Here is a 23,194-nt window from a genome sequence, read left to right on the forward strand (position 1 = left end):
AATTATTTAATTACTCCTGTTCAGTGCTTTATATTCTTCATAACAACCGCTTATAGCGTCCATAATCTGCAGGTCGTTGGCAGATTTTATAAACTCCTCCGAATAATTACAACGCTCTAGTATGTCGGCTATATCATCTTTGCTTACACCTAAAAGGGCAGCAAGGGTTTCGCGGTCATATTTTTCGGCAAGCGCGTTACGCACAGTGTCGTCTTTTTTCATTTCCTTCAGCCTGCGCATTTCCTGTGGTTTTTTACCAAAGATGTTATGCAGTAAGTCTGCCGGATTGAACATCGAGCTTACAATTTTCTTGAAAGAGTTTGGAGAATTGTCGCCACCTTCATATCCTATATTAAGTCCTGAAATGCTGTAGCGGTAGTTTTCGCGAACAGGTGCCAGCTTAGAGTCAATCTGCAGGTAACCGGTAAGGTTGTATTTGCTGATGATTACTTCCTCAAGTGTGTATGCTTTTTCCTGAAGCAAAATTTTTGTCACATTTTTAAATTTGATCCAGTCATTGGTTACGCGTACCCTTACCGACTGATATCCTACAAAAGATATATGGAGCGTATCGTTTACAGAGGCCTCAATGGTAAAATTACCACGATCGTCACCTGTTACTCCCTTTACACGATTGATGTTGATGATACTTGCTCCCGAAACCGGCTGAAGCGTAGCTTCGTTAAGTATAATACCTGAAACTTTTTCGGGTGCAGAAGTGTTCTGTGCAAAAGCGCTGAAAGAAAGTAATGCAAATAAAAAAACTACAAAATATCTCATTGAATGTTTATGTGTCGTAAAAGTAATAAACTAACGGGATATTTTGAAGTTAGTATATGAACTTGTTTAATTTTTTTTAGTGGAAATGAAAACAAGTGCGTTATAAATGAAAAAGAGACGCAACAATGTTGCGTCTCTTCCTGAAAATATGATTTGCTTTTTTAGCTTCTTCTTGGTTTTCTGTCTCTTGGAGCGGCAGAATCGCCTCTTCTTGGAGGACGTCCGCCCGGGCTTGAATTTCTTGTACTGCTTCTTCCTTCTCCGTAAGAGCTTCCGCCTCTTCTTTCGCCACTGTTTCTGTTTCCGCGCTCAAAACCTCTGTCGCTTCCACCACGTTTAAAGCCACCACCACGGTTGTTGTGGTCTCTTCTTCCGCTATTATTGTCGCGACCGTCGTTTTTAGAGATCTCAACATTAATCCTGCGTCCATCCATCTGGAAACTGTTCAGAATATCAAGTACTTTTTCGCTGTGCTCTGCATCAGTATTAAAGAAAGAGAAACCTTCTTTTACATCCACTTTAAACACGTCGTCACGTCCAAGACCTAATGTATCACGAAGGAAGTCTTTAAGGCTCATCCAGTCGTAATTATCTCTCGATCCAATGTTAATGAAGTAACGAACAGCGCCGCTGTCGTTTGGCCTTGCAGCACCTCTTTCGCCTCTTTCACCTGCTGATTGAGCAGAAAGGTCACGGTTCTTTTTATAGTAGTTGATGAATCGGTTAAATTCTACCGATACCATTTTCTTGATAAGTTCTTCTTTAGAAAGGTCTTTCATTACCTCATAAATAGCAGGAAGATAAGAATCTATCTCGTGGTCAACCTCTACATCTTTAATCCTGTTAGCAAGGTGGAATAGCTGTATTTCGCAGATTTCCATCCCTGAAGGGATTGTTTTTTCTTCAAACTTCTGTTTGATGATCCTTTCGATAGCCGATATTTTACGAAGCTCACTTTTAGTGATAATAACGATAGATGTACCAAGTTTACCGGCACGTCCTGTACGGCCACTTCGGTGGTTGTACGTTTCAACCTCGTCAGGTAGCTGATAGTTAATTACATGAGTAACGTTATCAACGTCAATACCCCTTGCAGCAACGTCGGTAGCAACAAGCATTTGTATCTGTCTGTTACGGAATGATTTCATTACAGAGTCACGTTGTGCCTGAGAAAGGTCACCATGAAGTGCTGCTGCATTGTATCCGTCTTCAATAAGTTTTTCGGCAACAGCCTGAGTATCTCTTTTAGTACGGCAGAAAACAACCGAGAAGATATCCGGGTTAGCATCGGCAAGACGCTTAAGAGCTTCATAACGGTCACGTGCATTTACAAGGTAAAACTCGTGAGATACCGTAGAAGAACCTGAGTTTTTGTGGCCTACTGTAATTTCAAGTGGCTTTCTCATGAATTCTTTAGCGATACGGGCAACTTCCTGTGGCATAGTAGCCGAGAAAAGCCATGTGCTCTTATCATCAGGTGATGTAGAAAGGATGTTTACGATATCATCATAGAATCCCATGTTAAGCATTTCATCAGCCTCATCAAGAATACAGTAATCAATTTTTGAAACATCAACAAGACCACGATTAATCATGTCCTGCATCCTTCCCGGTGTTGCAACAATAATTTGTGCGCCACGTTTTACTTCTCTTGCCTGTTCTGTAATGCTTGCGCCTCCGTATACTGCAACAGTATGAAGGCCTTTTATGTATTTAGCGTAAAGTTTGATCTCGTTTGTTATCTGTAAGCAAAGCTCACGAGTAGGCGACAAAATCAGCGCCTGTGTGTTCCTGTTCTCAGGATCTATCTTCTGGATAAGCGGAAAACCGAAAGCAGCGGTTTTCCCTGTACCCGTCTGGGCTAACGCTACTATATCTGTATCTTTTTCCAATAATAGGGGAATCGCTTTCTCCTGCACTTCTGACGGATTCTCAAATCCTAGATCGGTTATCGCCCTCAGCAGCGATTCATTCAATCCTAATTGTTCAAATTTATTCATATATATTTTTAAAATAGGTGCAAAGGTACTGCTAATTAGCGACATATACTAATGAGATTTGCAGTTTTATTTTAATAAAAATATTTGAAAATCAGAATGTTATGATTTCAGAAAAGCGATAAGCTGCGCTACAGCACGTCCACGATGGCTTAAGAGTGCCTTTTCGGCGAGAGAAATTTGCGCAAAAGTGAGGTCTAAATCCTCCGGTTTAAATACCGGATCGTAGCCAAAACCCTCTTTTCCTGCTTTTTCGGTAGTGATTACACCATTTACAATTCCTGTAAAAAGGTGTTGTTGTCCGTTCCTATTAAGTGCTATTACGGTTTTAAAATGTGCTTTGCGGTTAGTGTTGCCTTTAAGCTCCTGTAAAAGCTTATCCATATTATCGTTAGCGTCTTTCTGTTCGCCGGCATAACGTGCGGAATATACTCCCGGAGCACCGTTTAATGCATCAACTTCAAGTCCGGTATCATCGGCGAAACAGTCGTAACCGTAGTTTTTGGTTACATAATCGGCTTTCAGTATGGCGTTGCCTTCAATGGTATCGGCAGTTTCAGGGATATCTTCATGACAGCCTATGTCTTCAAGGCTAAGCAGTTCGATGTCCTGAGGTAGTTGATGTCTTATTTCCTGTAATTTATTCTTATTGTTCGAGGCAAATACCAGTTTCATTATGCTGTTTTATATGGGTTTCTGTCTTCTGTACTGGTTAATTTATCGGCTAGGGGGGCAATTCCCCACCAGCGAACGTTATGGCCTTTTCTAACTTTAGAAGCTGTAGCGATAACAATAATAAATTCGGTAATGTTCAGAATTATGACAAAGGTAATATAAAGCCAGTATAAAAGGGTAGTGCCTGTATAATCTTCAAAAAGAGTTACGTCGTCAGCATAATAACGCCTTGGGATATCATATAATCCTAAAAAGCCCCTGCCGCCAAACAGTATACCTAATGTCCATGCAAGAGCGATGCTGTTAAATGGAATAAGTGCAATTTGTCCTAAAGAGGCCTGTATGCAATGCCAGCGTACAAGATAGGATGATTTTCTGTGAGCAAGGTAATAGCCTACAGTGGCAATAAGGTTAATAACCGGCAATGGCAAGCCTGCAATAACCGATACTACAGCCATCATATAACTGTTAGAAGCTAATTCGTATTCATAAGGATGTACAAATGGCTTTGTTTCTTTTACCGGAGTAGTTTCTATAGTCCCTTCTGTATGTTCCATACCCAGTTGATTAAGATTAAAATAATAAGTATAATGGCTACCCATTTTATTCGAATGAGCTGCTCTGTTTTTTTATAGCTTGTATAAAGAGTGTCTTTTTTGAGGATGACATCATATAGTAGCCAAAAAGGAGCTGTAATCATTATTGCGGCCATAATCAGGCCAAGAGGATTAAGTAGTATTGCTTCTGTAATATGTCCGTGGGATACCTGAAGTACAGAGCGTGTAACACCACAAGAAGGGCAGGCTATACCGGTTGCATTTTTAAAAAAGCAAGGTGTAAAATCGCTATAATGCGTAGTTTGCCACGATGCCCATATCAGCCAGCCGTAACCGGCCAAAAGGCCCAGAGACAGCAGCAGGTATAGCCTGTTTCTTGTCATGTTATATTATAGGTAAGCCTGTAGTTTTTCCAGATTTTTCTGGCGCGTAATGTCCATGATAAGAAACCAGTCAATGATAGCCCAGATACCAAATCCTCCACAAGTTAATAGTTTAGCAACGCCAAGTCCAGTGTCGCCAACAAGGAAACGGTCGATACCGATGTTACCTGCAAGGATAGAAACGATAAGGATAGTTGTTGGGTCTTTCAGGTCGGCTGACTGAATATACATCCATTTTGATTCGTCAGCGGCAAGAAGCCTTTCACGAACATATGCTAATTGAGAAGGTTGAAAAAACTTTGCATTTGACATTAAGTACATGTCTACTTTCTGTGAGTCCATCGTAATTGATTGTTTTTGGTTATTAATTTCGTAAAACTATAATTTTTTTTAAAAGCGTAATGGTTTTCGCTCATTTTTTTAATCGCTGTCGGTTTAATCCGATACTTTTTAGTTGCTGAAAGGCACTGTTAGTAACCCTTCTTTCCTGTTAGACGAAAAACTCCCCGTTTTATTACAATGAAAATCGAAAATTATTTGATGTGACCAATTTAATAGTTACTTTTGGTGCGTTTTTTAAAGCACAAAACTAGAATTATGGTAAAAGATCTTTTTGAAAGAATACAGAAGAATAAAGGCCCTCTTGGCAAGTGGGCTTCACAGGCTGAGGGATATTTTGTTTTTCCTAAACTTGAAGGACCACTGTCTAACAGGATGCAATTTCACGGGAAAGAGGTTATCAACTGGAGTATAAACGATTACCTTGGTCTTGCTAACCACCCTGAGGTGCGCAAAGTAGATGCTGAGGCTGCTGCTGAGTATGGTTCTGCATACCCAATGGGAGCAAGGATGATGAGCGGACACACTTCATGGCACGAGAAACTGGAGCAGGAACTTGCTTCTTTTGTTGGAAAAGAATCTGCTTACCTGTTAAACTTCGGTTACCAGGGGATGGTTTCTACTATTGATGCCCTTGTGTCTAAAAATGACGTTATTGTTTACGATGTCGATTCTCACGCTTGTATTATTGATGGTGTGCGTCTTCACATGGGTAAACGTTTTACCTATAAACATAATGATGTAGAGAGTCTTGAGAAAAACCTTGAGCGTGCTACAAATATGGCAGAAACTACAGGAGGTGGTATCCTTGTGATCACCGAAGGTGTTTTTGGTATGAGAGGCCAGCAGGGTAAACTTAAAGAGATCGTAGAGCTTAAAAAGAAATATAACTTCAGACTTCTTGTTGACGATGCTCATGGTTTTGGTACGCTTGGTAAAACAGGTGCCGGAGCAGGTGAGGAGCAGGAATGCCAGGATGGTATTGATGTGTACTTCTCTACTTTCGCTAAATCTATGGCAAGTATAGGTGCATTCGTTGCGGCAGATAAAGACGTTATCGATTTCCTTAAATATAACCTTCGTTCACAGATGTTTGCTAAAGCACTTCCAATGCTATTGGTAAAAGGTGCACTTAAGCGTCTTGAAATGCTAAGAACTATGCCGGAGCTTAAAGATAAGCTTTGGGAAAATGTAAACTACCTGCAAAACGGACTTAAAGAAAAAGGATTCAATATTGGTGATACAAATACTTGTGTAACTCCTGTATACCTTGAAGGTAGTATTCCGGAAGCTATGGTAATGGTAAACGACCTGAGAGAGAACTATAGTATCTTCCTTTCTATCGTGGTTTATCCGGTAATACCTAAAGGAATTATCCTTTTAAGGATGATCCCTACGGCTACGCACACTAAAGCAGATATTGATGAGACCCTTGCTGCGTATGAGGCTATCCGTGAGAAACTGGTAAACGGTACTTACAAAGCTATCGCTGCCCAGACTACAGTTGATGTTTCCGCTGAATAAGCATACAATTTATATGAGAGAAGCCCACGCATTGCGTGGGCTTTTTTATTACTTACATCCATCCGTATATTTTACTTAGTACTCCAATTATGATTAGTACTCCTAATAGGCAGAAGAAAAGTACCTGACAGCGTTTTATGTTTTTTCCTGTTTTTTGCAGCCAGCTATCTTCCGGATTTTTTTGCATTAAGTTGACAAGTGCAATATCTTTCGAAAACCATTGTCCGTCATATCTGGAGTAAGAATTGTAGGCTTTTTTTGAAGAAGAATCAATATAATTGTAGTATATTTTCTTTTTCTGCCTGATGACATATTCCATTAGTACTAACATTATGATAATACTTAAGATTATTAAACTGCAAATTGTGATGCGCATAAATAATAGTTAATAAAAACTCCGAAACCATTGGCTTCGGAGCTATATAGTAAATAATAAGAGCAATATAAATTACAGCTCTTTTTTATAGGTTTTTCTTCGTTTATGGATCTTTGGATTAAAGTTCTTCCAAAGGTTATGCATAGCATAGTTATCTTCAAGTTCCGGTGTTCTGATACAGGTCTGAACATTGTTCTTTATGAATACCTTATAATATTCGTCAAAGATAATAGCCGTAACACCTTTGTTTTGGTATTCGGGGTCTATGCCTATAAGGTAAAAAACCACTTCTTTGCTGTTTTTTCTGGCTTTTAAAAGATGAATGAAGCCAAATGGGAACAGTCTTCCTTTAGCTTTGATCAGTGCTTCAGAAAACGAAGGCATAACTATAGTAAAGGCTATTATATTGCCCTTTTCGTCTTCAACAAACTTTATGTACTCAGGATTGATGAGTCCAACGTATTTCTTTTTGAAGTATTCCTTTTGTATGTTGGAAATCGCGACAAACGAAGATAGTTTTTCGTAAGTTTTGTTGAAAAGGTCAAACATCTTGTCTACATACGGCATTACTTCTTTTGAAGAAGAGAAGCTAACCGCCCGCAGGTTGTAACGTTTTTTGATTAGGGTGCTTGCCTTTTGAAAAGGAGCGGGATCTACATCAAAGAATGAAAATACACTTTCGTGGTATTCTTTTTCGATGGTCATTCCTAATTTTTCAAAGTGTTCTTTGTAGTACGGGTAGTTATACCAGGTAATCATGGTACCTATCTGGTCAAAACCTTCGGTAAGTACGCCTACCTTATCAAGATTTGAGAATCCCATAGGGCCCTCGGCATGATCCATGCCTTTTTCACGTCCGTATTCGTATACTTTTTCCAGTAATGCTTTAGTTACTTCAATATCGTCTATAACATCGAACCAGCCAAATCGAACTTTTTTCTTGCCTTGCTGGTTTACTTCCTGCCAGTTGATTATAGCGGCAGTTTTACCTACTATTTTGCCATCGCGGTATGCCAGATAAAATTTAGCCTCTGCGTTCTCAAAAGCCGGATTTTTGTCTTTGTCAAAACCTTCAAGCTCATCGTTTATAAGCGGCGGTACCCAGTAAGGGTTGTTTTTGTAAAGTTCAAAAGAGAACTTGATAAAATCTGTAAGTTCTTTTTTTGTCTTTGCTTCTTTAATTGTAATCATGTGGTGTGTTATTCTCCTTCCGGAAGGACATTGTCAAGTCTTTCTTTCTCTTGTTTTTCTTTTTGTTTCTGCATTTTTTTATCCATCTCGCTCTGGCTTTTTTCAGCATCCGATTTGCCAGGAAGTAAAATATCGCGGTAATCGGCATCAAAACGCCAGGACAGTCCGGCACCGCCATAGAGTATGGCAGGAGTATCTTTAAAGTTTTTATTGATGTACGCATCAAGCTGCAGGTTGTCGTTCAATAGGTATGCAGCACCTACACGAGCAGCGATATCTGAATAGTAGTCACTGTCAAACACCTGTAATTCAACGAAACCTGACCATTTGGCAGCAAACGATCGTGTTACTGTCGATATCCAGCCAATGCTCATATAGTCAGTAGTAATTTTGTCAGCTATGATGTTGTTAGTCCATATTACACCATTAAAACGGTTTTGGGTAATTGCCATTACCTTAGGGCTAACCTGGTCTTCAGGGAAGGTGTAAGGATTCTTTCCGCCTATAAGATTAGCTCCGGCATATACCGATACAGATGGCAAAAGATTACGCCATTTGAATTTATGGTTGGCTTTCCAGCTGTATATGTTTACTTCCGGATGATAGTTCTTGTTCGGGTCATAGATAAGGTATTTGGCTCCGATAAGGAACTGCTTGAAATCGTTGCGGTTAGTTACATATATGGCATCTTCAAACTGGTCGAACTGATACTGCATATCAACTATAAATTCAAGCTGCTCCAGAAAGGCGCCGTAACGAAGTGTAAGATCGACCCCCATACCTTTGGTCTTATTGTTAAGCACATCGTGCTTTTCTTTTATGCCATACAACCCGCTTTCCAACTGCATTACTGATTTACCTACAGCAAACGCTCCCATAGACATACTTGGGCGGTTAGTGTTTATCTGATCGGTATATTGTGCCTGAGTAAGGGCGGAGCAAAATAGTAAGGTGAGCGAAAATATTTTTTTGAAACCGGTCATGTTTGGCTCGTTTATTGGTTGTACAATGATTGTTTTCCAAAAATAGTACAATTTATTATTAATTTAGGGGAGACGATTTATTTTTAAATAACCAATTACGTATTTTTGAAAAAAATTAATGATTATGGATATAGCATCATTCTCTAGTGTTATACGAACTCTTCTTTGGATTGTACTAATTTATTATGCACTAAAGTTCTTTATGAAACTTTTTGCTCCCATGATATTTCAGGCAGCAGCCAAAAAGGCAGGAGAACATTTTCAGCAGCAATTCCAGCAACAGCAACAACAATATCAGGAACAATACCAACAGCAACAACAGGCTTATGAAGCACCAAAGCAGGATAAACCACATGAAAAGAAAAAAGTTGGTGAATATATTGACTTCGAAGAAATAGAATAGAATCAACTGTTATCCCTCTTATTGAGGGATTTTTTGTTTATGAGGGTAAATATACTTTGTGATATATATTGGGAATCCAGAGTTGATTGGGTGACACACGCTTTGTCTGATGCTGGATACAGAAATTTTTTTGATGAACAGGATTACGGTTCATCAATCAATAATTTGGTTATTATAATGATGTGTCGCGATTCTTATTTGAATTTTAAACAAAGAATTAGATTTTCAAAAAAGGAAAAAACACTTTATATGGATATTATGCTTGATTTGGATCAATTTATGAAAATTGCTCAGAAAGAAAGAGAAGAAATAGTTGTAGATAAACTCATATCTGAAGTTCCGCTTATAATAGCAAAATATAAATTTAAAGATTTTAATCTTCTTGCATTTGAAAAAGACTTTAAAATTCAAATGTCAAAGATTTTATAATCTTATACAGTTAAATTACATTTATTAATTGAGCTGATTTAAGGGTGTTTTTGTAGAAAATTAAGTATCTTCACGGCGTTTTTTACAAAAAGTATTTATGAAAAATCTCAACAGGTTCTACCCGCATTTATTAGCTATTTTAGGATTTGTAATCATTTCGCTTATCTATTTTTATCCGGTATTACAAGGGAAAAAAATATACCAGTCTGATATTGCCCAATATACGGGAATGGCTAAAGAGCAGAATGATTTCAGAAAAGAGACAGGCGAAGAGCCATATTGGACCAACAGTGCTTTTGGTGGTATGCCTACCTATCAGTTGGGTGCAAAATATCCTCATAATTACGTAAAAAGCATTGATGAAGCAATCCGCTTCCTGCCTCGTCCTGCAGATTATCTTTTCCTTTATTTTTTAGGATTTTATATACTGCTGGCGACCCTTAAAACCGATCCGCTCAAAGCCTTTTTTGGCGCACTGGCCTTTGGTTTTTCTACCTATCTGATTGTAATATTAGGAGTTGGGCACAATGCCAAAGCCCACGCTATTGCCTATATGCCGCTTGTTATTGCCGGTTTTGTAATGGTAATGCAAAAGAAATATGTAAAAGGAGGTTTGCTCATGATGCTTGCTACGGCACTTGAGCTAAGCGCCAACCACATACAGATGACCTACTATCTGTTCCTGTTGCTTCTGGCAATGGGAATATGGTTCCTTGTAGGTATCATAAAGAACAAAGAGTATAAACACCTGGCGATTTCGCTTGGTATTTTTGTAGTGGCAGGATTAGTGGCTTTGGGTACAAATGCTACCAATCTTATGGCTACTTCGCAATATGCAAAATACAGTACCCGTAACGACAGTGAGCTTACTTTTGAGCCGGATGGTAAACCAAAAGCAAGTAAAAATGCCATGACTTATGAGTATATTACCGATTATAGTTATGGTATTGCTGAAAGTTTAGACCTTATATCACCCCGTTTGTTCGGAGGTTCGTCAGGTCATGAAGATCCGCAGGATGACTGGCATTTGGTTGAGTTCTTACAGCAGCAGCAGGTTGCCGAAGGCCAGTACATCACTAAAGAACAGGCGCTACAGATTGCCGGTTCAGGAATCCCGACATACTGGGGAGACCAGTACAGTGTGGCAGCACCGGCCTATATTGGTGCTGTGGTATTCTTTCTTTTCGTTCTTGCACTTTTTGCTGAACCAAGAAAGATCAAATGGGCATTTTTAGTTGGTGCAATCCTTTCACTATTATTATCATGGGGTAAATATTTCCCACTGCTAACCAACTTCTTTATTGATTACTTCCCTATGTACAATAAGTTCAGGGCAGTAGCATCAATACAGGTATTGCTTGAAGTATGTATTCCTGTGCTTGCCGTAATGGGGTTATATTCGTTCTTTACTCTTGATAAAGAAAAGCAATGGAATGCACTTTGGAAAACTTCTGCCATAACATTGGGTGTTGTAGCATTGCTATTTGTATGTAAAGGAATGTTCAGTTTTGCAGGTCTTAACGACGGTGCAATTACAGAAGCTTACGGACAGGAATTTATGGATGCGCTGCGAATGGACAGAAAAACCATGTATAGTGCCGATTTACTTCGTACAGGCTTCTTTATACTTATTACTGCTGCAACATTATGGTTCTTTACAAAACAGCGTCTTTCTCAGACTACAGCTGTAATACTTATAGGCTTATTCATGGTAGGTGACCTTTTCTTTGTAGATAAACGCTATGTTGATGGAGATAACTTCCAGGCAGCATCGAAGATTGATATACCTTTCCAGCCTACAACTGCCGATCTTCAGATTATGCAGGATACCAGTTATTACAGGGTTTTTGATATTGACGGAAGCCTGAATAGTGCACGTGCTTCTTACTTCCATAAATCATTAGGAGGTTATCACGCTGCCAAACCAAGAAAATTACAGCAATTGGTTGAATACCAACTGGCAAAAAATAATATGAGCGTGTTGAATATGCTTAATGTTAAGTATGTGATCCAGACAGATGAAGAGGGAAAAGAAGTACCTACGCTAAATAACCAGGCGAATGGTAATGCATGGTTTGTGAGTAACTTACGAATTGTAAATACTCCGGATGAGGAAATGAGAGCACTTACCAGAATGGATTCTAAAACTACCGCGGTAGTGAACAAATCTAAATTTCCTGATGCGGTTACCAAAACTTCTTTTGTGGTTGACAGCACAGCTACTATAAAACTTACGGCTTATGAGCCTAACTATCTGAAATACATTTCGAATAACACCAACGAAGGTCTGGCAATATTCTCTGAAATGTATTATGCTGAAGGATGGAATGCTTATATAGATGGCAAGCTTACACCTCATTTTGAAGCTGATTATGCGCTTAGGGGCTTAAAAGTTCCTGCCGGAAAACATACTGTTGAATTTAAGTTTGAACCTCAGGTTATTAAAACCGGTAGTACAATTTCTTTAGTAAGCTTTATATTGATGCTTGGGCTTATTGGCTTTGGTATTTATACAGAGAGAAAAAAGAAATCGGAAACTACAGTTAATTAATATAAAATTCTAAAATGAAGGTACTTATCATAACTTATTATTGGCCGCCTGCCGGTGGTCCCGGTGTACAACGCTGGCTTAAGTTTGTTAAGTACCTTCCTGATTTTGGTGTAGAACCCATAGTTTATATTCCTGAAAATCCTACATATCCTCTTATTGATGAAGGGCTGTTGTCGGAAGTCAATCCTAATGTCACTATCCTCAAACAGAAGATTACCGAACCTTATGCGTGGGCTTCGGCATTTTCGAAGAGCAGTACTAAAAAGATAAGTTCCGGTATTATCCCTAACAAGAAAAAGCAATCGTTTTTACAGCGTATCATGTTGTGGGTGAGGGGTAACCTCTTCATTCCTGATGCAAGGGTATTGTGGGTAAAGCCTTCAGTAAATTACCTTTCAAAGTACATAAAGGAGAATGGTATCGATACGGTTATTACCACCGGGCCTCCTCACAGCCTGCATCTTATAGGTATGAGATTAAAGGAGTTGCATTCTATAAAATGGTTTGCTGATTTCCGTGACCCCTGGACAACAATTGGCTACCATAAAGAATTGAAACTTAGTGCTTCTGCCGAAAAGAAGCACAAAGACCTTGAAAGGAAAGTGCTTACAGGTGCTGATAGTATTTTGGTTACGAGTCCAACCACTAAAGCTGAATTCCAGTTACTTACCAATAAACCAATTGATGTTATTACGAATGGCTACGATACAGAAATAGTAGCCAAACAGCCTATGGATGAGAAGTTTACATTGGCACACATTGGTTCATTCCTTTCAGAGCGTAATCCGCAAATGCTGTGGAATGCGCTTGTGGAATTACTAGCCGAAATACCCGATTTCCACACTTATTTTGAACTGAAACTGATAGGTGCTGTTAGTGCTGAAGTGCTAAAATCTATTGATACAGCAGGGCTTTCGGGTTATGTAAACAGTCTTGGGTACGTTCCTCACAGCGTTGCCGTAGCAGAACAGCGAAAGTCTCAGGTGTTACTCTTAATTGAGATCGATTCGGAATATACAAAATGCATAATTCCGGGCAAGTTATTTGAATATATGGTCTCCGAAAGGCCAATTTTAGCAATCGGTCCCGATGGAGCCGATTTTGCATCAATAATTAAAACTACAAATACGGGAGTCTTTTCGTTATATTCTGATAAAGAATTAATTAAAAAGACAATTCTTAGTTATTTTAACCAATATAAAGAAGGTAATTTGAAGTCATATGCTATAGGTTTACAGCAGTTTTCTCGCAAAAACCTTACTTCTCAGTTAGCCAGTATTTTACGAAAATAATATTACGCTTTTTGCTCTCAAAACGTCATTTTTGTGCGTAATATTAGCACTGTCTAATAATTTGATATTGAGTAATCTAAAATATTATATTGCACTTTTGGTTTTTCAAAAAAAGGTGTTTTTTGTTAGCTGATTTTTAAATTTTCCAATCTTTAAATTTTTCAATTTGCCCTAAAAAGTAAATCCCGCCATTCTTGTAAGAATGACGGGACTTAACAAACCAACCAACCAATTATTAACAAACCTCAAATCTTATGATTGTGAGATTTATAATGACAAAGATACAATTAATGTGCCAAACTAAAAATATATTGTAATTTTTTTTATGTCAGTTGGTTACAATTTTCTTTGAAAGAATTTCATTAATAGTATGTCAAAGTCAATAAATACGCACTATGCGTGCATATTAATACAGCTTAATTCCGAATATGAAAAAATGTAATTTGTATTGATTCTATATAATTAGGTGCTGAGAATCATCTTTTTAAGAAGAGCTATCTGCCCCAGGTGGTAATGGGTATGTTCAATAATTCCAACAAGATTCCTAAAATAGATATCATATTTGCCATCTATAAAGTCCTGATATATAATTTCCTCGGGTAGTTTTTCGATCAGAGTTGCAAATTTTTCTGCTTCTGTCCATATTTTTCCCTGAAATTGCTGCCAGTCTGCCTCTGAAGTAACAACCGGATGATCAAAACTGAATTTATCGTGGGCATCCAGTGAGCCACCTTCCAGTACTTTAAGCACTGCAGTCACATAATACCCAATATGATAGGTTAGGGCTGTAATGGTATTAAATGTAGATACCTGAGTATTGGCCTGTTCCCAGGTTATATCCTGTAAAGTGTCTTTTAGGTTTACGGTACACCAGTTCCCGCCAAAGATAACTTCACGAAAGTGCTTTGCTATTTGTGTTGGAGCGTTCATGTACTACTTATTAAACTCCCCGAAATGCCATAATATGCCTGAAGGATCGTGTACAAAACATTCCTTTCCCCAGTCGAGCGTACGGACCGGTACAAGTTTTACAGAAGGATATTTATCAGTAAGGTTTAAGGCAGTAAGCTCATTCCAAAAACGGACAGTATCATCTACTTCCATAAAGATCATGGTATTGTCTACCCAATCCTTTACATAGGCGTCCTGCAAATAGAAAGCCATTTTTCCCGATTTAAAAACCGACATATTTGTAGTTAAAACAGTTTCTTCAAAGCCCAGGTCACGATAAAAGCTTCGTGATGTTTCAAAGTGTTTTGCACCTATAAAAGGGCGTATGGATTTGGCGTTGTGGTTCATGGTCTTATTAGTTTTTTGTAGGGTCTTTTCTTCCTGAGCCAGTTGACATAGAAGAAAAAGAATATTAGCCACGGAAGTAATAATGTTAACAACATGGTGGTTTGGATTTGGATTACCTAAATATATAAAATATTATGAAACAAACCTTTATTTGCTGTAAGTAGAATAAATAGCGATAGCAAACAGCATAAGGATCAAAACAAAAAGCAGTATGGTTGTGAGTGGCGGCATCTCTTCATTATCGTGTACGGTAGTTTTTGAGGCTTTTGGGATATCGTGATTTTCATTGGTATTCAGGGTTTCAATCCTGCTGAGCATACGGGTATTACCGTCTGCCAGCTTTTTCAGTTTGGGCTGTATGGCAGTTTTGTCGTCCTGTGTGAGGAAAATGCAGCAGGTAATAAGCTCGTCCATGATAAGGCTGTTTACGGCTATGTCCCTTTCATAAAGCAGGAAGTTGATATTCTCGCTGGTAAGCAGCTCATCCAGCACTTTAAAAAGCGCCCTTTTACTCATGTGGCCGTTGGTATTCAGCACGGCATCCTTGATTTTCTTAGAGTGTATAAGGTATTTTATAGGTGTAGGCTTGCCATTGTCGGTTTTATGCCTGAAACCCGGTTTTGCGCCCCTTATATAGTCATATTCGGCGCGGGTATCGGTATCGCTGAGTACGATATACGATTCCAGTATCTCTTTAAAGAGTTCCTCACTATTGCTGTTACCACTATTCTTGTCAGGGTGGTGCTGTAAAGCCAGCTGCCGATATGCCTTTTTTATGTCAGCCTGTGAACAGTTGGATGCAACACCCAGTATTTGATAGTGGTTCTTCATGTAAGCAATCGTTCGGACTGTAAATGTAAGGAATAAATGGGTTATCGGGTTATTGAGTTTCGGGTTTCGGGTTGTCCGAAGTTGGGGTATGCTGTCATAGGTGTGGGGCTTGTTTTGACGGTTGAGTGAAGCTAGTTCCCCTCTTGAGAGGGTAACTATATACCAGGTTACAGTAAATTATTAATTAAAAAGGTCGTGCAATAACCATGCACGACCTTTTTATCTTTCTTCTAGAAGTAATATATTAATCCTGTGAATCTCTTTTAGGGAAAAAATGACGTACCATAGTCGGTATGGAGTACGACAACATTAAGTCTACAGCTCCTAGAATAATATTGTTTTGCCATGGTGATTCTTGAACTACCTTTATAATGAGGGCAACAATAGCTCCCGCATAGACAAGTAAAAGAACGGCAGTAACCATAATCTTTAACCAAACATCTGCCAAATCCCTGAACAAATTAACCGATTTTTGAGTTCTACTTGCCATTTTCAATGTATTGGTAATATTCCACAATATTTAACTTGTCGGTTTCAAACTCAAATTTGGGATAACCTTCTAATTCACATGTTCTACAAACAATTTTTTCAGGAATATCACTTTTTCGGTCATAACTTTTTATAATTCTGCCACACTCTTCATTTCCACATTCAATACTATATTTTTTTCTAAGGATACCTTGCCGAACTGCCATATCGCATAAAAACCTTGCCCAACGAGTAGGAATATTGAAAAAGCTTCTCACATTCTCAACAAAAATCCTATCGGGGTCAGTGTTTTCTACAATTGCGGCCTTGCGCTTTAGAAATCGATTAAACATACTAGTTTTTAGATAATATCAAATCTATTAAATCTGTTGTTGCCATATGCTGTTTAGGAAATATAGCAAAATAAACTATACCTTTTGTCGGGTCGGCTACAAAAGCATCAACACTATGGTTTTGTTTTAAAACCTCAAAGGTAGTCCTTCCTATCGGGTCTTTAATAATTTTTAAATATTCCGCAGGTAAATCCCTCTTTAATAAAAAATCACCGTGTAAAGTTTCAGTCCTTACGGATTTTGCCATCGTAACTTTTGCTTTTGAAGCATCAATTTCTTCCTTGTCCCATAAATCTTTAATTCCTTTATTCAAATCACAAGGAGAGAGTTGAATCGGTCTTACAGATTCTGCAAAACTATTCAGAATATCGTTGTCTTCCATATTTCTTTTTGCTCCAACAATTTTATTGTCTATTAAAGCAGCAATGTCTCTTTCCAAAATATTTATGGCAACTATAAATCGGGTGCCTTTTCGTCGAATCTGAACTGGAACCAGAAAATCTACTGCTTCCTCTGCTTTTGAATCTTTATTGTAAAATTCGACAACAATAGGAAAAAGCAAGTTAAATATTTGTTGTCCTCCACTGGTTTCAGTTGATATAAAATATGGATGACCAGAGAGTAAATTAGGAGCAACAGTACCACGGAAATCATATATGTACACATGTTGCTTTAACAATGAGAAATTATCAAATACAGTTTTAAGAATAATATCTAATGTATTCCCTTCTATAACTCTATTTATAAGTTCAGGTTGTCGCTCCTTATGTTCTTGTAAATTGAAAACTGTTTTTAGAGCATTTACAGAAAATGCTTTCAGTAGTCTTTTGTATTGTTCTGTTTTAGCGTTTAGTGGATTCCTACTCATTGTCATTACACATGTTAAATTTAATGGATTGGCAATTTTAGAGAATATTCTTCAATAATACAATGAGTAGTAAATATGTTTATTAAATTGCTTATTAACATTTTACATTCTATTCAATATTATTAAGCCAAGGAGGATTAGCCCCCATTATCTGCCTATATTCCTCTATGGAAACTTCTCTTTGGTTTAGAAGCACTGGTGCTAACTTGGCGTTAGGATGATTTTCCCTAGCAATTTTAATTGCCATATCTTTAATCATATTAAGATTAAAATCACCCGCACTTCCCACTCTAACAATTTCCGAAAGTTCACCATCAATTATTACATTCACCTCATGTATATAATGTCGCATGTTAATCACCTTTTTTATGTTTATGTGGTTTTAAATCGGGATGCTTTTCTTTATTTGGGGGGTCTACACGTCTTCTTCTGTCTGGTGTGCCATCTTCTTTTTTAGGTTTTGGACCAGGTTTAATTGCTTGAATTTTTTCCATAATTAAAAAGTTGAGTTGTTGGTAATATTTTAAAAATGTCCGATATATGGATATGAGTTGAAAAATTTATCGAATTCTTCTTCATCTATCCCATCTGACAATTCAAGTTCAATTTTTATAAATTGGATACCACTGTCGTCATATGATATTTTATCTGCGTACTCAGCAAGTTTAAGTTTAAAATCACTTAACTCTTTTTCAGTATCAAGATTTCTCGGCTTAGGAATTTTAAATACTTTCATGAATTAAGAATTATGTATATCAATCTCAATTTTGTCGTCTTGATATACTTTAGTTAAAGTTTGACCTTCAAAATCATTCCATTTTAATGTACCACTAGTAAACCAATTAGTATGATAATTACCATTATTATAATCTTTAGCTACGGTCATTTTAGGCCCTCCTGATTTTAAAACCACAACATCACCAATTTTAAATTTTTCCATCTTTTATAGTTTTATAGAATTAAATTACACCATTAGAATTAATATACTTTTTAATATCATCTAATATTTCATCGGCCCTTCCGTTAAGTTTTATTCTTTCCGAAACACTATCAAATCTATCCCAAATGCCTGTCCCTATAGAATTTGAAAGATTATAAGATATTATATGATAACCATTAGAAGTTAAAAAACTTATTGTATTTGCATATTTATTACCATTCAGTTGTTCTGCAAGAATTATAGTTTGAGGAAGATTGTCCCAATCTATAAATCTATCTACCAAATCAAGATTTTTTTCAGTTGGGGATGCAGGAATACAATATGCGGTTAATCTAAGGGATTTGAATCTTAAATCCATATAGATATTCCTCCAACTCGAACGCATAATTTTCCCTACACCATCTCCATATTGATTAATTAATTTTTTAATTGTAGATGTCTTACCAGAGTTTTGAACTCCGATTATTAAAATTGCTAATCTCATAGTAATTGTGTTATTTGATTATGAGTGGAACGTTTCAAGATGGGAAAAATCATCTGTAAAATAAGTTAAAAGAAGTCCTGTAAAGTTCCCCATGATTACCGCTTTAACAGCATCATCTGGTTCTCCCATATAATCCCAAAACGTAGTTTCAGCTATTAATTTACCAGCAACTGAGGTAAGGTCAATTAATACTTTATCAATGTACTGTGCAGCAGTATGATTGAGTAGTTTGTTTTTGTCATTATCTACTTCAATCTTCCATGTCCTGAACTCACCGTCCTCGACATTTTTAATAATAGCCTTTTTTAAAGCTATTGGGGCTGTAGTTATTATTTCTATTCTCATATATAGGGGGATAAATATTAAAATTAAGAAATATATAATAAGAAAAAATACCCATTAATGGGTATTTAAAGGATGAAAATGTAACTTGCAAAAAGATGAATGGCAAGTAGAGGGAAAAGGATATTACTTTTTTATAATTTCAATACCTTTTTCTGATATTTTTAGGATATAAGTTTCTCCATCTTCCATCTCCGATTTTATTTTATCTATTTGATTATGTACTTCTTCTTTAGAAGGATAATTTTTAAATAGCTCTTCATTATTGTTAAAATATTCAGTGTCAATTTTTCTACCTTGGTAATATGTCTCTGTAGTTATAGAATTAGGAATTATAAACGATTTTTTAATATCCATATCTTTATTCTTTACCATTTGATTGTGAAAGCACTGAGCCAGCCAAAGTTTTTGTAGTCTCACTATATTTATCACTTTGTAGAGCTTTTGATGCTATTCTTTCCATTTGCTCACTTGTTTGGTTATTTGTGTTTGCCTGTGATAAAACTGAGCCAGCCAATTGCTTAGCTATATGAGAAGAATTAGGGTCCTTTAAAACACTAGATGCTATTTTTGTTACTGGAGGTGATGATTTTTTTGCACTCATTGTATGTTATTTTATGATTAACCTTTAAACCTAAGTATCATTAAAAATCCAAAGGCAAATTATCTGTATTATATGTTGCCCATGCAGTAGCTTCTATAACAAGTATTCCGTCATCTACATCTATATATTGTCTAAAATAATCTCTTACTTTTTCGTATTCAGCATTTACTTTAATACACCATACGGATTCCAAAACTCTTACGCCATCATACCTTTCTAATTCATCATATAGCGTTTGATAATTTCGTTGTTTACGTAAATCGTAACTAATAAAAAACATTGGCATCTTAAATCTAGATTAGGGGGTTATTCCTCAAAAATACAAATAACGGATTTGTTGTATATACGTAAAAATACCTGATTTTTAGTTGGTTGATAAAATACTATGGGCATGTAGGGCAAGACTTTTTTCTCGAATCATTGCAGCATTTTAACGAACAATATTTACCAATAGAATTATCATCATAAGTACTGGTACAATCCGACATCCTACCTAAATGAGTATAATGTACACCCGTAAATTGCGTTGAACACCATGAACAAGTTTTACTCTTTTCATAAGATTGACTGGTACTATCGTATGATTCAGAACTACTAGTTTGCATCTGTTGTTCCTGCAGTGGAATCTCAGCATTATTTGTTGCTTTAATATATAAAGAGCCTAAATATAAAAGCAAAAGCCCTACACAGATTATAGGGATTAATTTACCGACATTATCTTTCATGGTATAAGTATATTATCAAGGATTATTTCATTTGCTGTTACCGTCTTCTTACATTCGACATCACTCCATTGGCCTTGATTACCATAACTCTCAATCCTATATTGCATACAAACGTTTTCATCCGTATTTGTTCCATTATTTACAGCATCACCACCTAAAGTATATCTCACTCGAATTAAATCACCAGATTTAACTAAACCGTGAGGGCTGTTATCATCTCCAAGACGATTCCATCCGTTTGAATCAGATTTCTTTTCAATCCAAATATGATTTTCAGGTAAATTATATAACACCTTCACATATATGGCTTTGTTAGTAGATGGAGTATTTGTGTTAGTCGGTTCACTTGTGTCATCACTACAAGCTATTAAGCCTGTGACCATAAACAAATACAGTAGAGCTCTTTTCATAATAAGTAGATTTTAAGTTTGATGAGCAAATGTATAAAAAACAGATTAATATGACTGGATTTATACGTTACTATTTTTATGACTACTTACTTCTATTTTTCATAATTAAATGGTAAGTGATGAGAAAGAAGGAGATTCCTCAATCTGTCAAAGATGTTGGAGCTAATATTAAAGCTATTATAAAAGAGAAGAATCTAAAGGTTAGGCACGTAGCTCATGATGCCGATTTAGACATCGAAGCTTTAAGGAGATATATGGCAGGAAAGCAGATTATGGGTATTGATAAATTTATCCTAATAGCAAAAGCCCTAGGTGTCGAAGCATCTGAATTATATAAAATATAAATCTATCTTTACTTCTTGTACTTCATAGTTTATTTTAAGTAAAAAACTATGAAAATTCTATATGAGTTAAAACAAATTTTTAGAAATCTAAAACATAAATTCAGGATGTTTGTATTCAATATTCTAGATGCTTTTGAACAGCAGTTCGCACACTGGTACCATTTCTCAATAAATATAAAAACGGATGATAACGAGAACGAATTTGTTTTACCCGTTTTTGCCTGTATGAGAGAAAGGTCTCATGCCGAGAGCTTAATGAATCAGATACAAAAAGATTTGATTCAAAACAACTTGATGTTGTTAGCCTCAGGTATAACGGAAATTACAGAGGAACAAAAAAATTCAATAATTGCCGAATTAGAAAATCAACTAGCAGGGCAAGAGGTAATTGAACTTAGGGCGATGATATATAATCAAGTCGGACAAAGAAATAGACCTAGTACTTCTGGACTTTTTAATGAAGAAGATTTAAATCCTACAAACTTAGATTCTTTTACAAATTATAAACTAGACACTACAGTAACTTTCAGAATGAACATTTTAAGAAACCAAGGAGTTCCTTTTCATCAAATTAGAGACTGTTTTTTAGTGAAACTGGACAAATCTAAATTAAAATAATTTTCATTGCTCTAGTTGCTTTATTTTTTTCCTTATCTCCGCAATTTCCTTTTTGAGCTTTAGAGCCTGTAATTCTTTTTGAAGTCTTTGCCTTCTATGGATATCCTTTTCATAATTAAGCTCGCGGAGCTTTAAATCGATTTTATTACGTAGTTTTATTATATATTGATTAATAGTATTCATATAATTAAATATGTCTTACAGAATAAAAATTCAGTATTAAAAGTTATTATTCTGTAAATAAAAAGACCTCCGATCACCGGAGGTCTTTTTATTATTTTTTCTTTTTATGTTCTTTAGGATTCCATTCAAGTCCCTGCTTCAATTTCTTATTAAAATCGGATAATTCTTCCTCTTTTGGTTCTTCGTTTATAACAGTCAAACTTGATAGCTTGCTCCAATTCTCAACATTATTTTTAAAATCATCCCAACTGTTTGAAGCCTTTACTAGCTCAACTAGGACATCAATATTTATTACACCACTACCCATTGATAAGCTGTTTATATGTTATACGGTTTTCAATATTCGAAAGTAATAAATTAAATCGTAAACAATCGGTTTGTTTTCTGGTATTATACCTGAATGAAAATTCATTAACATACTTCTGCAGGTGTTTCCTTGATACAAAATGATAAATACCGATAATACCACGTTTTAATAAACTCCAGAATCCTTCAATAGTATTTGTATGGAAATGTTCATATCTAACATATTCTTTCTTATCATGCATTACCTTCATGTGTCCATGAAAGTGTTTATGTATATCCTTATATGCCCCAAAACCATCCGTAACTATATATGCCGATTCTTTTATGTTATTGTACATTATTGGCTTAATAATGTTCCCAACTGCTTTATCAATTACAAATCCTTTTACAGAGCCACCACGTTCTAATATTCCTAATACAGGTTGTTTGTGATTGCCACCAGTTTGCATACCATTTTTATGAAGTTCTTTTCTTTTTGATAATGACTTATTCTTGTTCTCACCGCCAACATAAGTTTCATCAACTTCAACTAAATTATCAGCCATATCGTCGCCATTGATATCAAAACAGTTCCTAATTCTTTGAAGCATAAACCAAGCTGATTTTTGGGTAATATTCAAATCACGGCTTAATTGAAGAGATGAGATTCCTTTTTTGTGTGAAGTTGCTATCCAGATAGCTAAAAACCATTTTTGTAATTCAATCTTTGTGTTATCAAAAATCGTGTTGGTTTTCACGTTGAAATATTTACCAGTAGACTTACAATGGTATCGGTTATTCTTGCACTTGTAAATTTTTGAAGTTTTATCAAAAGGGCTTACAACATTTCCATTCCATCTGATTGCTTCAAGATGTTCAATACATGATTGTTCAGTTGGGAATGCCTGTATAAGTTGAATAACTGATTTGATGTTGTCGTTAAAAATTTTCATTGCCTGG

The 23,194-nt window shown here is 36.4% G+C and carries 34 protein-coding genes; 7 read left to right on the forward strand and 27 right to left on the reverse strand.

All coding sequences use genetic code 11. The features are described 5' to 3' along the window. Positions 1-6: 6 nt before the first annotated feature. The 6 genes from DEU42_RS04360 to DEU42_RS04385 all read right to left on the reverse strand — a co-directional run bounded on the left by DEU42_RS04360 (position 7) and on the right by DEU42_RS04385 (position 4,734). Complete coding sequence (locus tag DEU42_RS04360; protein WP_114757067.1) at positions 7-780, reverse strand: carboxypeptidase-like regulatory domain-containing protein; 774 nt, start codon at positions 778-780, stop codon at positions 7-9. Positions 781-941: 161 nt separating this feature from the next. Further along, positions 942-2,780, reverse strand: a complete 1,839-nt coding sequence (locus DEU42_RS04365; protein WP_114757068.1) for a DEAD/DEAH box helicase — start codon at positions 2,778-2,780, stop codon at positions 942-944. Positions 2,781-2,879: 99 nt separating this feature from the next. After that, positions 2,880-3,452 (reverse strand): non-canonical purine NTP diphosphatase, encoded by a 573-nt coding sequence (locus tag DEU42_RS04370; protein WP_114757069.1) that lies wholly within the window; start codon positions 3,450-3,452, stop codon positions 2,880-2,882. Next, positions 3,452-4,009 carry a hypothetical protein gene (locus DEU42_RS04375; protein WP_114757070.1) on the reverse strand — a complete coding sequence of 186 codons (558 nt, stop codon included), beginning with the start codon at positions 4,007-4,009 and terminating at the stop codon, positions 3,452-3,454. Before DEU42_RS04375 ends, DEU42_RS04370 begins: the two co-directional genes overlap by 1 nt. Then, entirely contained in the window at positions 3,985-4,392 is a 408-nt protein-coding gene (locus DEU42_RS04380; protein WP_114757071.1) for a DUF2752 domain-containing protein, read from the reverse strand. Before DEU42_RS04380 ends, DEU42_RS04375 begins: the two co-directional genes overlap by 25 nt. Positions 4,393-4,398: 6 nt before the next feature. Further along, positions 4,399-4,734 (reverse strand): TM2 domain-containing protein, encoded by a 336-nt coding sequence (locus tag DEU42_RS04385; RefSeq protein WP_114757072.1) that lies wholly within the window; start codon positions 4,732-4,734, stop codon positions 4,399-4,401. Positions 4,735-4,989: 255 nt separating this feature from the next. Between DEU42_RS04385 and DEU42_RS04390 the strand changes: the two genes are divergently transcribed. Then, positions 4,990-6,255 (forward strand): aminotransferase class I/II-fold pyridoxal phosphate-dependent enzyme, encoded by a 1,266-nt coding sequence (locus DEU42_RS04390; protein ID WP_114757073.1) that lies wholly within the window; start codon positions 4,990-4,992, stop codon positions 6,253-6,255. 52 nt (positions 6,256-6,307) lie between these two features. Here DEU42_RS04390 and DEU42_RS04395 read toward each other — a convergent pair whose 3' ends face one another. From DEU42_RS04395 to DEU42_RS04405, 3 genes are all read right to left on the reverse strand, one after another. Beyond that, entirely contained in the window at positions 6,308-6,586 is a 279-nt protein-coding gene (locus DEU42_RS04395) for a hypothetical protein (protein ID WP_114757074.1), read from the reverse strand. Positions 6,587-6,703: 117 nt separating this feature from the next. Continuing rightward, positions 6,704-7,822, reverse strand: a complete 1,119-nt coding sequence (locus DEU42_RS04400) for a GTP cyclohydrolase (protein ID WP_114757075.1) — start codon at positions 7,820-7,822, stop codon at positions 6,704-6,706. 8 nt (positions 7,823-7,830) lie between these two features. After that, positions 7,831-8,805, reverse strand: coding sequence for a transporter (locus DEU42_RS04405; RefSeq protein WP_114757076.1), 975 nt, complete (start codon positions 8,803-8,805; stop codon positions 7,831-7,833). Positions 8,806-8,929: 124 nt separating this feature from the next. On the opposite strand from DEU42_RS04405, the gene DEU42_RS04410 reads away from it, so the two are divergent. The 4 genes from DEU42_RS04410 to DEU42_RS04425 all read left to right on the forward strand — a co-directional run bounded on the left by DEU42_RS04410 (position 8,930) and on the right by DEU42_RS04425 (position 13,480). Then, a complete protein-coding gene (locus DEU42_RS04410) occupies positions 8,930-9,208 on the forward strand; it encodes a DUF4834 family protein (RefSeq protein WP_114757077.1) in 279 nt (92 codons plus the stop codon). A gap of 39 nt (positions 9,209-9,247) precedes the next feature. Further along, positions 9,248-9,637, forward strand: coding sequence for a hypothetical protein (locus tag DEU42_RS04415; RefSeq protein WP_114757078.1), 390 nt, complete (start codon positions 9,248-9,250; stop codon positions 9,635-9,637). A 97-nt stretch (positions 9,638-9,734) separates the two neighbouring features. Continuing rightward, positions 9,735-12,188 (forward strand): YfhO family protein, encoded by a 2,454-nt coding sequence (locus DEU42_RS04420; RefSeq protein WP_114757079.1) that lies wholly within the window; start codon positions 9,735-9,737, stop codon positions 12,186-12,188. 14 nt (positions 12,189-12,202) lie between these two features. After that, on the forward strand, positions 12,203-13,480 hold the full coding sequence (locus DEU42_RS04425; protein WP_114757080.1) for a glycosyltransferase family 4 protein: 1,278 nt from the start codon (positions 12,203-12,205) through the stop codon (positions 13,478-13,480). Positions 13,481-13,942: 462 nt separating this feature from the next. On the opposite strand, the gene DEU42_RS04430 is transcribed toward DEU42_RS04425, so the two are convergent. The 16 genes from DEU42_RS04430 to DEU42_RS04500 form a co-directional block, all read right to left on the reverse strand. After that, positions 13,943-14,410 (reverse strand): DUF1572 domain-containing protein, encoded by a 468-nt coding sequence (locus DEU42_RS04430; RefSeq protein WP_114757081.1) that lies wholly within the window; start codon positions 14,408-14,410, stop codon positions 13,943-13,945. 3 nt (positions 14,411-14,413) lie between these two features. Then, positions 14,414-14,779, reverse strand: coding sequence for a glyoxalase (locus tag DEU42_RS04435; protein WP_114757303.1), 366 nt, complete (start codon positions 14,777-14,779; stop codon positions 14,414-14,416). A 147-nt stretch (positions 14,780-14,926) separates the two neighbouring features. Beyond that, positions 14,927-15,610, reverse strand: coding sequence for a J domain-containing protein (locus DEU42_RS04440; RefSeq protein ID WP_114757082.1), 684 nt, complete (start codon positions 15,608-15,610; stop codon positions 14,927-14,929). A 244-nt stretch (positions 15,611-15,854) separates the two neighbouring features. Beyond that, positions 15,855-16,100: a hypothetical protein gene (locus tag DEU42_RS04445; protein WP_114757083.1), complete on the reverse strand. Its 246-nt coding sequence runs from the start codon at positions 16,098-16,100 to the stop codon at positions 15,855-15,857. Further along, on the reverse strand, positions 16,090-16,431 hold the full coding sequence (locus tag DEU42_RS04450; RefSeq protein WP_114757084.1) for a hypothetical protein: 342 nt from the start codon (positions 16,429-16,431) through the stop codon (positions 16,090-16,092). The genes DEU42_RS04445 and DEU42_RS04450 overlap by 11 nt, the downstream gene beginning before the upstream one ends. A gap of 1 nt (position 16,432) precedes the next feature. After that, a complete protein-coding gene (locus DEU42_RS04455; RefSeq protein ID WP_147278060.1) occupies positions 16,433-17,299 on the reverse strand; it encodes a hypothetical protein in 867 nt (288 codons plus the stop codon). 109 nt (positions 17,300-17,408) lie between these two features. Beyond that, positions 17,409-17,651, reverse strand: coding sequence for a hypothetical protein (locus DEU42_RS04460; RefSeq protein ID WP_114757086.1), 243 nt, complete (start codon positions 17,649-17,651; stop codon positions 17,409-17,411). A 1-nt stretch (position 17,652) separates the two neighbouring features. Beyond that, positions 17,653-17,793, reverse strand: a complete 141-nt coding sequence (locus tag DEU42_RS17505; RefSeq protein WP_199509051.1) for a hypothetical protein — start codon at positions 17,791-17,793, stop codon at positions 17,653-17,655. A gap of 29 nt (positions 17,794-17,822) precedes the next feature. Then, positions 17,823-18,035: a hypothetical protein gene (locus tag DEU42_RS04465; RefSeq protein WP_114757087.1), complete on the reverse strand. Its 213-nt coding sequence runs from the start codon at positions 18,033-18,035 to the stop codon at positions 17,823-17,825. Positions 18,036-18,038: 3 nt separating this feature from the next. Further along, entirely contained in the window at positions 18,039-18,239 is a 201-nt protein-coding gene (locus tag DEU42_RS04470; RefSeq protein WP_114757088.1) for a YodC family protein, read from the reverse strand. A gap of 19 nt (positions 18,240-18,258) precedes the next feature. Beyond that, positions 18,259-18,723, reverse strand: coding sequence for a hypothetical protein (locus DEU42_RS04475; protein ID WP_114757089.1), 465 nt, complete (start codon positions 18,721-18,723; stop codon positions 18,259-18,261). Between the two features lie 18 nt (positions 18,724-18,741). After that, complete coding sequence (locus DEU42_RS04480) at positions 18,742-19,068, reverse strand: hypothetical protein (protein WP_114757090.1); 327 nt, start codon at positions 19,066-19,068, stop codon at positions 18,742-18,744. A 123-nt stretch (positions 19,069-19,191) separates the two neighbouring features. Next, positions 19,192-19,422: a hypothetical protein gene (locus DEU42_RS04485; RefSeq protein ID WP_147278061.1), complete on the reverse strand. Its 231-nt coding sequence runs from the start codon at positions 19,420-19,422 to the stop codon at positions 19,192-19,194. Between the two features lie 4 nt (positions 19,423-19,426). Then, on the reverse strand, positions 19,427-19,669 hold the full coding sequence (locus tag DEU42_RS04490; protein ID WP_114757092.1) for a hypothetical protein: 243 nt from the start codon (positions 19,667-19,669) through the stop codon (positions 19,427-19,429). Positions 19,670-19,709: 40 nt separating this feature from the next. Next, positions 19,710-19,955 (reverse strand): CRISPR-associated endonuclease Cas2, encoded by a 246-nt coding sequence (locus DEU42_RS04495; protein WP_114757093.1) that lies wholly within the window; start codon positions 19,953-19,955, stop codon positions 19,710-19,712. A gap of 435 nt (positions 19,956-20,390) precedes the next feature. Then, on the reverse strand, positions 20,391-20,804 hold the full coding sequence (locus DEU42_RS04500; protein ID WP_114757094.1) for a hypothetical protein: 414 nt from the start codon (positions 20,802-20,804) through the stop codon (positions 20,391-20,393). 119 nt (positions 20,805-20,923) lie between these two features. Between DEU42_RS04500 and DEU42_RS04505 the strand changes: the two genes are divergently transcribed. Continuing rightward, positions 20,924-21,148 carry a helix-turn-helix domain-containing protein gene (locus DEU42_RS04505; RefSeq protein WP_114757095.1) on the forward strand — a complete coding sequence of 75 codons (225 nt, stop codon included), beginning with the start codon at positions 20,924-20,926 and terminating at the stop codon, positions 21,146-21,148. A gap of 48 nt (positions 21,149-21,196) precedes the next feature. After that, entirely contained in the window at positions 21,197-21,766 is a 570-nt protein-coding gene (locus DEU42_RS04510) for a hypothetical protein (protein ID WP_114757096.1), read from the forward strand. 274 nt (positions 21,767-22,040) lie between these two features. Here DEU42_RS04510 and DEU42_RS04520 read toward each other — a convergent pair whose 3' ends face one another. Next, the gene (locus DEU42_RS04520; RefSeq protein ID WP_114757098.1) at positions 22,041-22,256 is read right to left on the reverse strand and encodes a hypothetical protein; all 216 of its coding nucleotides are present in this window, start codon (positions 22,254-22,256) and stop codon (positions 22,041-22,043) included. Further along, positions 22,249-23,187, reverse strand: a complete 939-nt coding sequence (locus DEU42_RS04525; RefSeq protein WP_114757099.1) for an IS1595 family transposase — start codon at positions 23,185-23,187, stop codon at positions 22,249-22,251. The genes DEU42_RS04520 and DEU42_RS04525 overlap by 8 nt, the downstream gene beginning before the upstream one ends. Positions 23,188-23,194 lie beyond the last annotated feature (7 nt).

It is taken from the genome of Flavobacterium sp. AG291, assembly GCF_003350375.1.
Taxonomy (GTDB): Bacteria; Bacteroidota; Bacteroidia; order Flavobacteriales; family Flavobacteriaceae; genus Flavobacterium; species Flavobacterium suzhouense.

Excerpts from the sequence above, each read along its gene's own strand:
- DEU42_RS04360 (WP_114757067.1), bottom strand. The coding sequence starts at position 780 with ATGAGATATTTTGTAGTTTTTTTATTTGCATTACTTTCTTTCAGCGCT.
- DEU42_RS04425 (WP_114757080.1), top strand. The coding sequence starts at position 12,203 with ATGAAGGTACTTATCATAACTTATTATTGGCCGCCTGCCGGTGGTCCC.
- DEU42_RS04430 (WP_114757081.1), bottom strand. The coding sequence starts at position 14,410 with ATGAACGCTCCAACACAAATAGCAAAGCACTTTCGTGAAGTTATCTTT.
- DEU42_RS04470 (WP_114757088.1), bottom strand. The coding sequence starts at position 18,239 with ATGGAAAAATTTAAAATTGGTGATGTTGTGGTTTTAAAATCAGGAGGG.
- DEU42_RS04400 (WP_114757075.1), bottom strand. The coding sequence starts at position 7,822 with ATGATTACAATTAAAGAAGCAAAGACAAAAAAAGAACTTACAGATTTT.
- DEU42_RS04525 (WP_114757099.1), bottom strand. The coding sequence starts at position 23,187 with ATGAAAATTTTTAACGACAACATCAAATCAGTTATTCAACTTATACAG.
- DEU42_RS04385 (WP_114757072.1), bottom strand. The coding sequence starts at position 4,734 with ATGGACTCACAGAAAGTAGACATGTACTTAATGTCAAATGCAAAGTTT.
- DEU42_RS04485 (WP_147278061.1), bottom strand. The coding sequence starts at position 19,422 with ATGGATATTAAAAAATCGTTTATAATTCCTAATTCTATAACTACAGAG.
- DEU42_RS04420 (WP_114757079.1), top strand. The coding sequence starts at position 9,735 with ATGAAAAATCTCAACAGGTTCTACCCGCATTTATTAGCTATTTTAGGA.
- DEU42_RS04475 (WP_114757089.1), bottom strand. The coding sequence starts at position 18,723 with ATGAGATTAGCAATTTTAATAATCGGAGTTCAAAACTCTGGTAAGACA.
- DEU42_RS04440 (WP_114757082.1), bottom strand. The coding sequence starts at position 15,610 with ATGAAGAACCACTATCAAATACTGGGTGTTGCATCCAACTGTTCACAG.
- DEU42_RS04500 (WP_114757094.1), bottom strand. The coding sequence starts at position 20,804 with ATGAAAAGAGCTCTACTGTATTTGTTTATGGTCACAGGCTTAATAGCT.
- DEU42_RS04405 (WP_114757076.1), bottom strand. The coding sequence starts at position 8,805 with ATGACCGGTTTCAAAAAAATATTTTCGCTCACCTTACTATTTTGCTCC.
- DEU42_RS04495 (WP_114757093.1), bottom strand. The coding sequence starts at position 19,955 with ATGCCAATGTTTTTTATTAGTTACGATTTACGTAAACAACGAAATTAT.
- DEU42_RS04505 (WP_114757095.1), top strand. The coding sequence starts at position 20,924 with ATGAGAAAGAAGGAGATTCCTCAATCTGTCAAAGATGTTGGAGCTAAT.
- DEU42_RS04395 (WP_114757074.1), bottom strand. The coding sequence starts at position 6,586 with ATGTTAGTACTAATGGAATATGTCATCAGGCAGAAAAAGAAAATATAC.
- DEU42_RS04435 (WP_114757303.1), bottom strand. The coding sequence starts at position 14,779 with ATGAACCACAACGCCAAATCCATACGCCCTTTTATAGGTGCAAAACAC.
- DEU42_RS04490 (WP_114757092.1), bottom strand. The coding sequence starts at position 19,669 with ATGAGTGCAAAAAAATCATCACCTCCAGTAACAAAAATAGCATCTAGT.
- DEU42_RS17505 (WP_199509051.1), bottom strand. The coding sequence starts at position 17,793 with ATGGAAAAAATTCAAGCAATTAAACCTGGTCCAAAACCTAAAAAAGAA.
- DEU42_RS04445 (WP_114757083.1), bottom strand. The coding sequence starts at position 16,100 with ATGGCAAGTAGAACTCAAAAATCGGTTAATTTGTTCAGGGATTTGGCA.
- DEU42_RS04365 (WP_114757068.1), bottom strand. The coding sequence starts at position 2,780 with ATGAATAAATTTGAACAATTAGGATTGAATGAATCGCTGCTGAGGGCG.
- DEU42_RS04460 (WP_114757086.1), bottom strand. The coding sequence starts at position 17,651 with ATGCGACATTATATACATGAGGTGAATGTAATAATTGATGGTGAACTT.
- DEU42_RS04415 (WP_114757078.1), top strand. The coding sequence starts at position 9,248 with ATGAGGGTAAATATACTTTGTGATATATATTGGGAATCCAGAGTTGAT.
- DEU42_RS04380 (WP_114757071.1), bottom strand. The coding sequence starts at position 4,392 with ATGACAAGAAACAGGCTATACCTGCTGCTGTCTCTGGGCCTTTTGGCC.
- DEU42_RS04450 (WP_114757084.1), bottom strand. The coding sequence starts at position 16,431 with ATGTTTAATCGATTTCTAAAGCGCAAGGCCGCAATTGTAGAAAACACT.
- DEU42_RS04370 (WP_114757069.1), bottom strand. The coding sequence starts at position 3,452 with ATGAAACTGGTATTTGCCTCGAACAATAAGAATAAATTACAGGAAATA.
- DEU42_RS04375 (WP_114757070.1), bottom strand. The coding sequence starts at position 4,009 with ATGGAACATACAGAAGGGACTATAGAAACTACTCCGGTAAAAGAAACA.
- DEU42_RS04465 (WP_114757087.1), bottom strand. The coding sequence starts at position 18,035 with ATGAAAGTATTTAAAATTCCTAAGCCGAGAAATCTTGATACTGAAAAA.
- DEU42_RS04520 (WP_114757098.1), bottom strand. The coding sequence starts at position 22,256 with ATGGGTAGTGGTGTAATAAATATTGATGTCCTAGTTGAGCTAGTAAAG.
- DEU42_RS04390 (WP_114757073.1), top strand. The coding sequence starts at position 4,990 with ATGGTAAAAGATCTTTTTGAAAGAATACAGAAGAATAAAGGCCCTCTT.
- DEU42_RS04410 (WP_114757077.1), top strand. The coding sequence starts at position 8,930 with ATGGATATAGCATCATTCTCTAGTGTTATACGAACTCTTCTTTGGATT.
- DEU42_RS04510 (WP_114757096.1), top strand. The coding sequence starts at position 21,197 with ATGAAAATTCTATATGAGTTAAAACAAATTTTTAGAAATCTAAAACAT.
- DEU42_RS04480 (WP_114757090.1), bottom strand. The coding sequence starts at position 19,068 with ATGAGAATAGAAATAATAACTACAGCCCCAATAGCTTTAAAAAAGGCT.
- DEU42_RS04455 (WP_147278060.1), bottom strand. The coding sequence starts at position 17,299 with ATGAGTAGGAATCCACTAAACGCTAAAACAGAACAATACAAAAGACTA.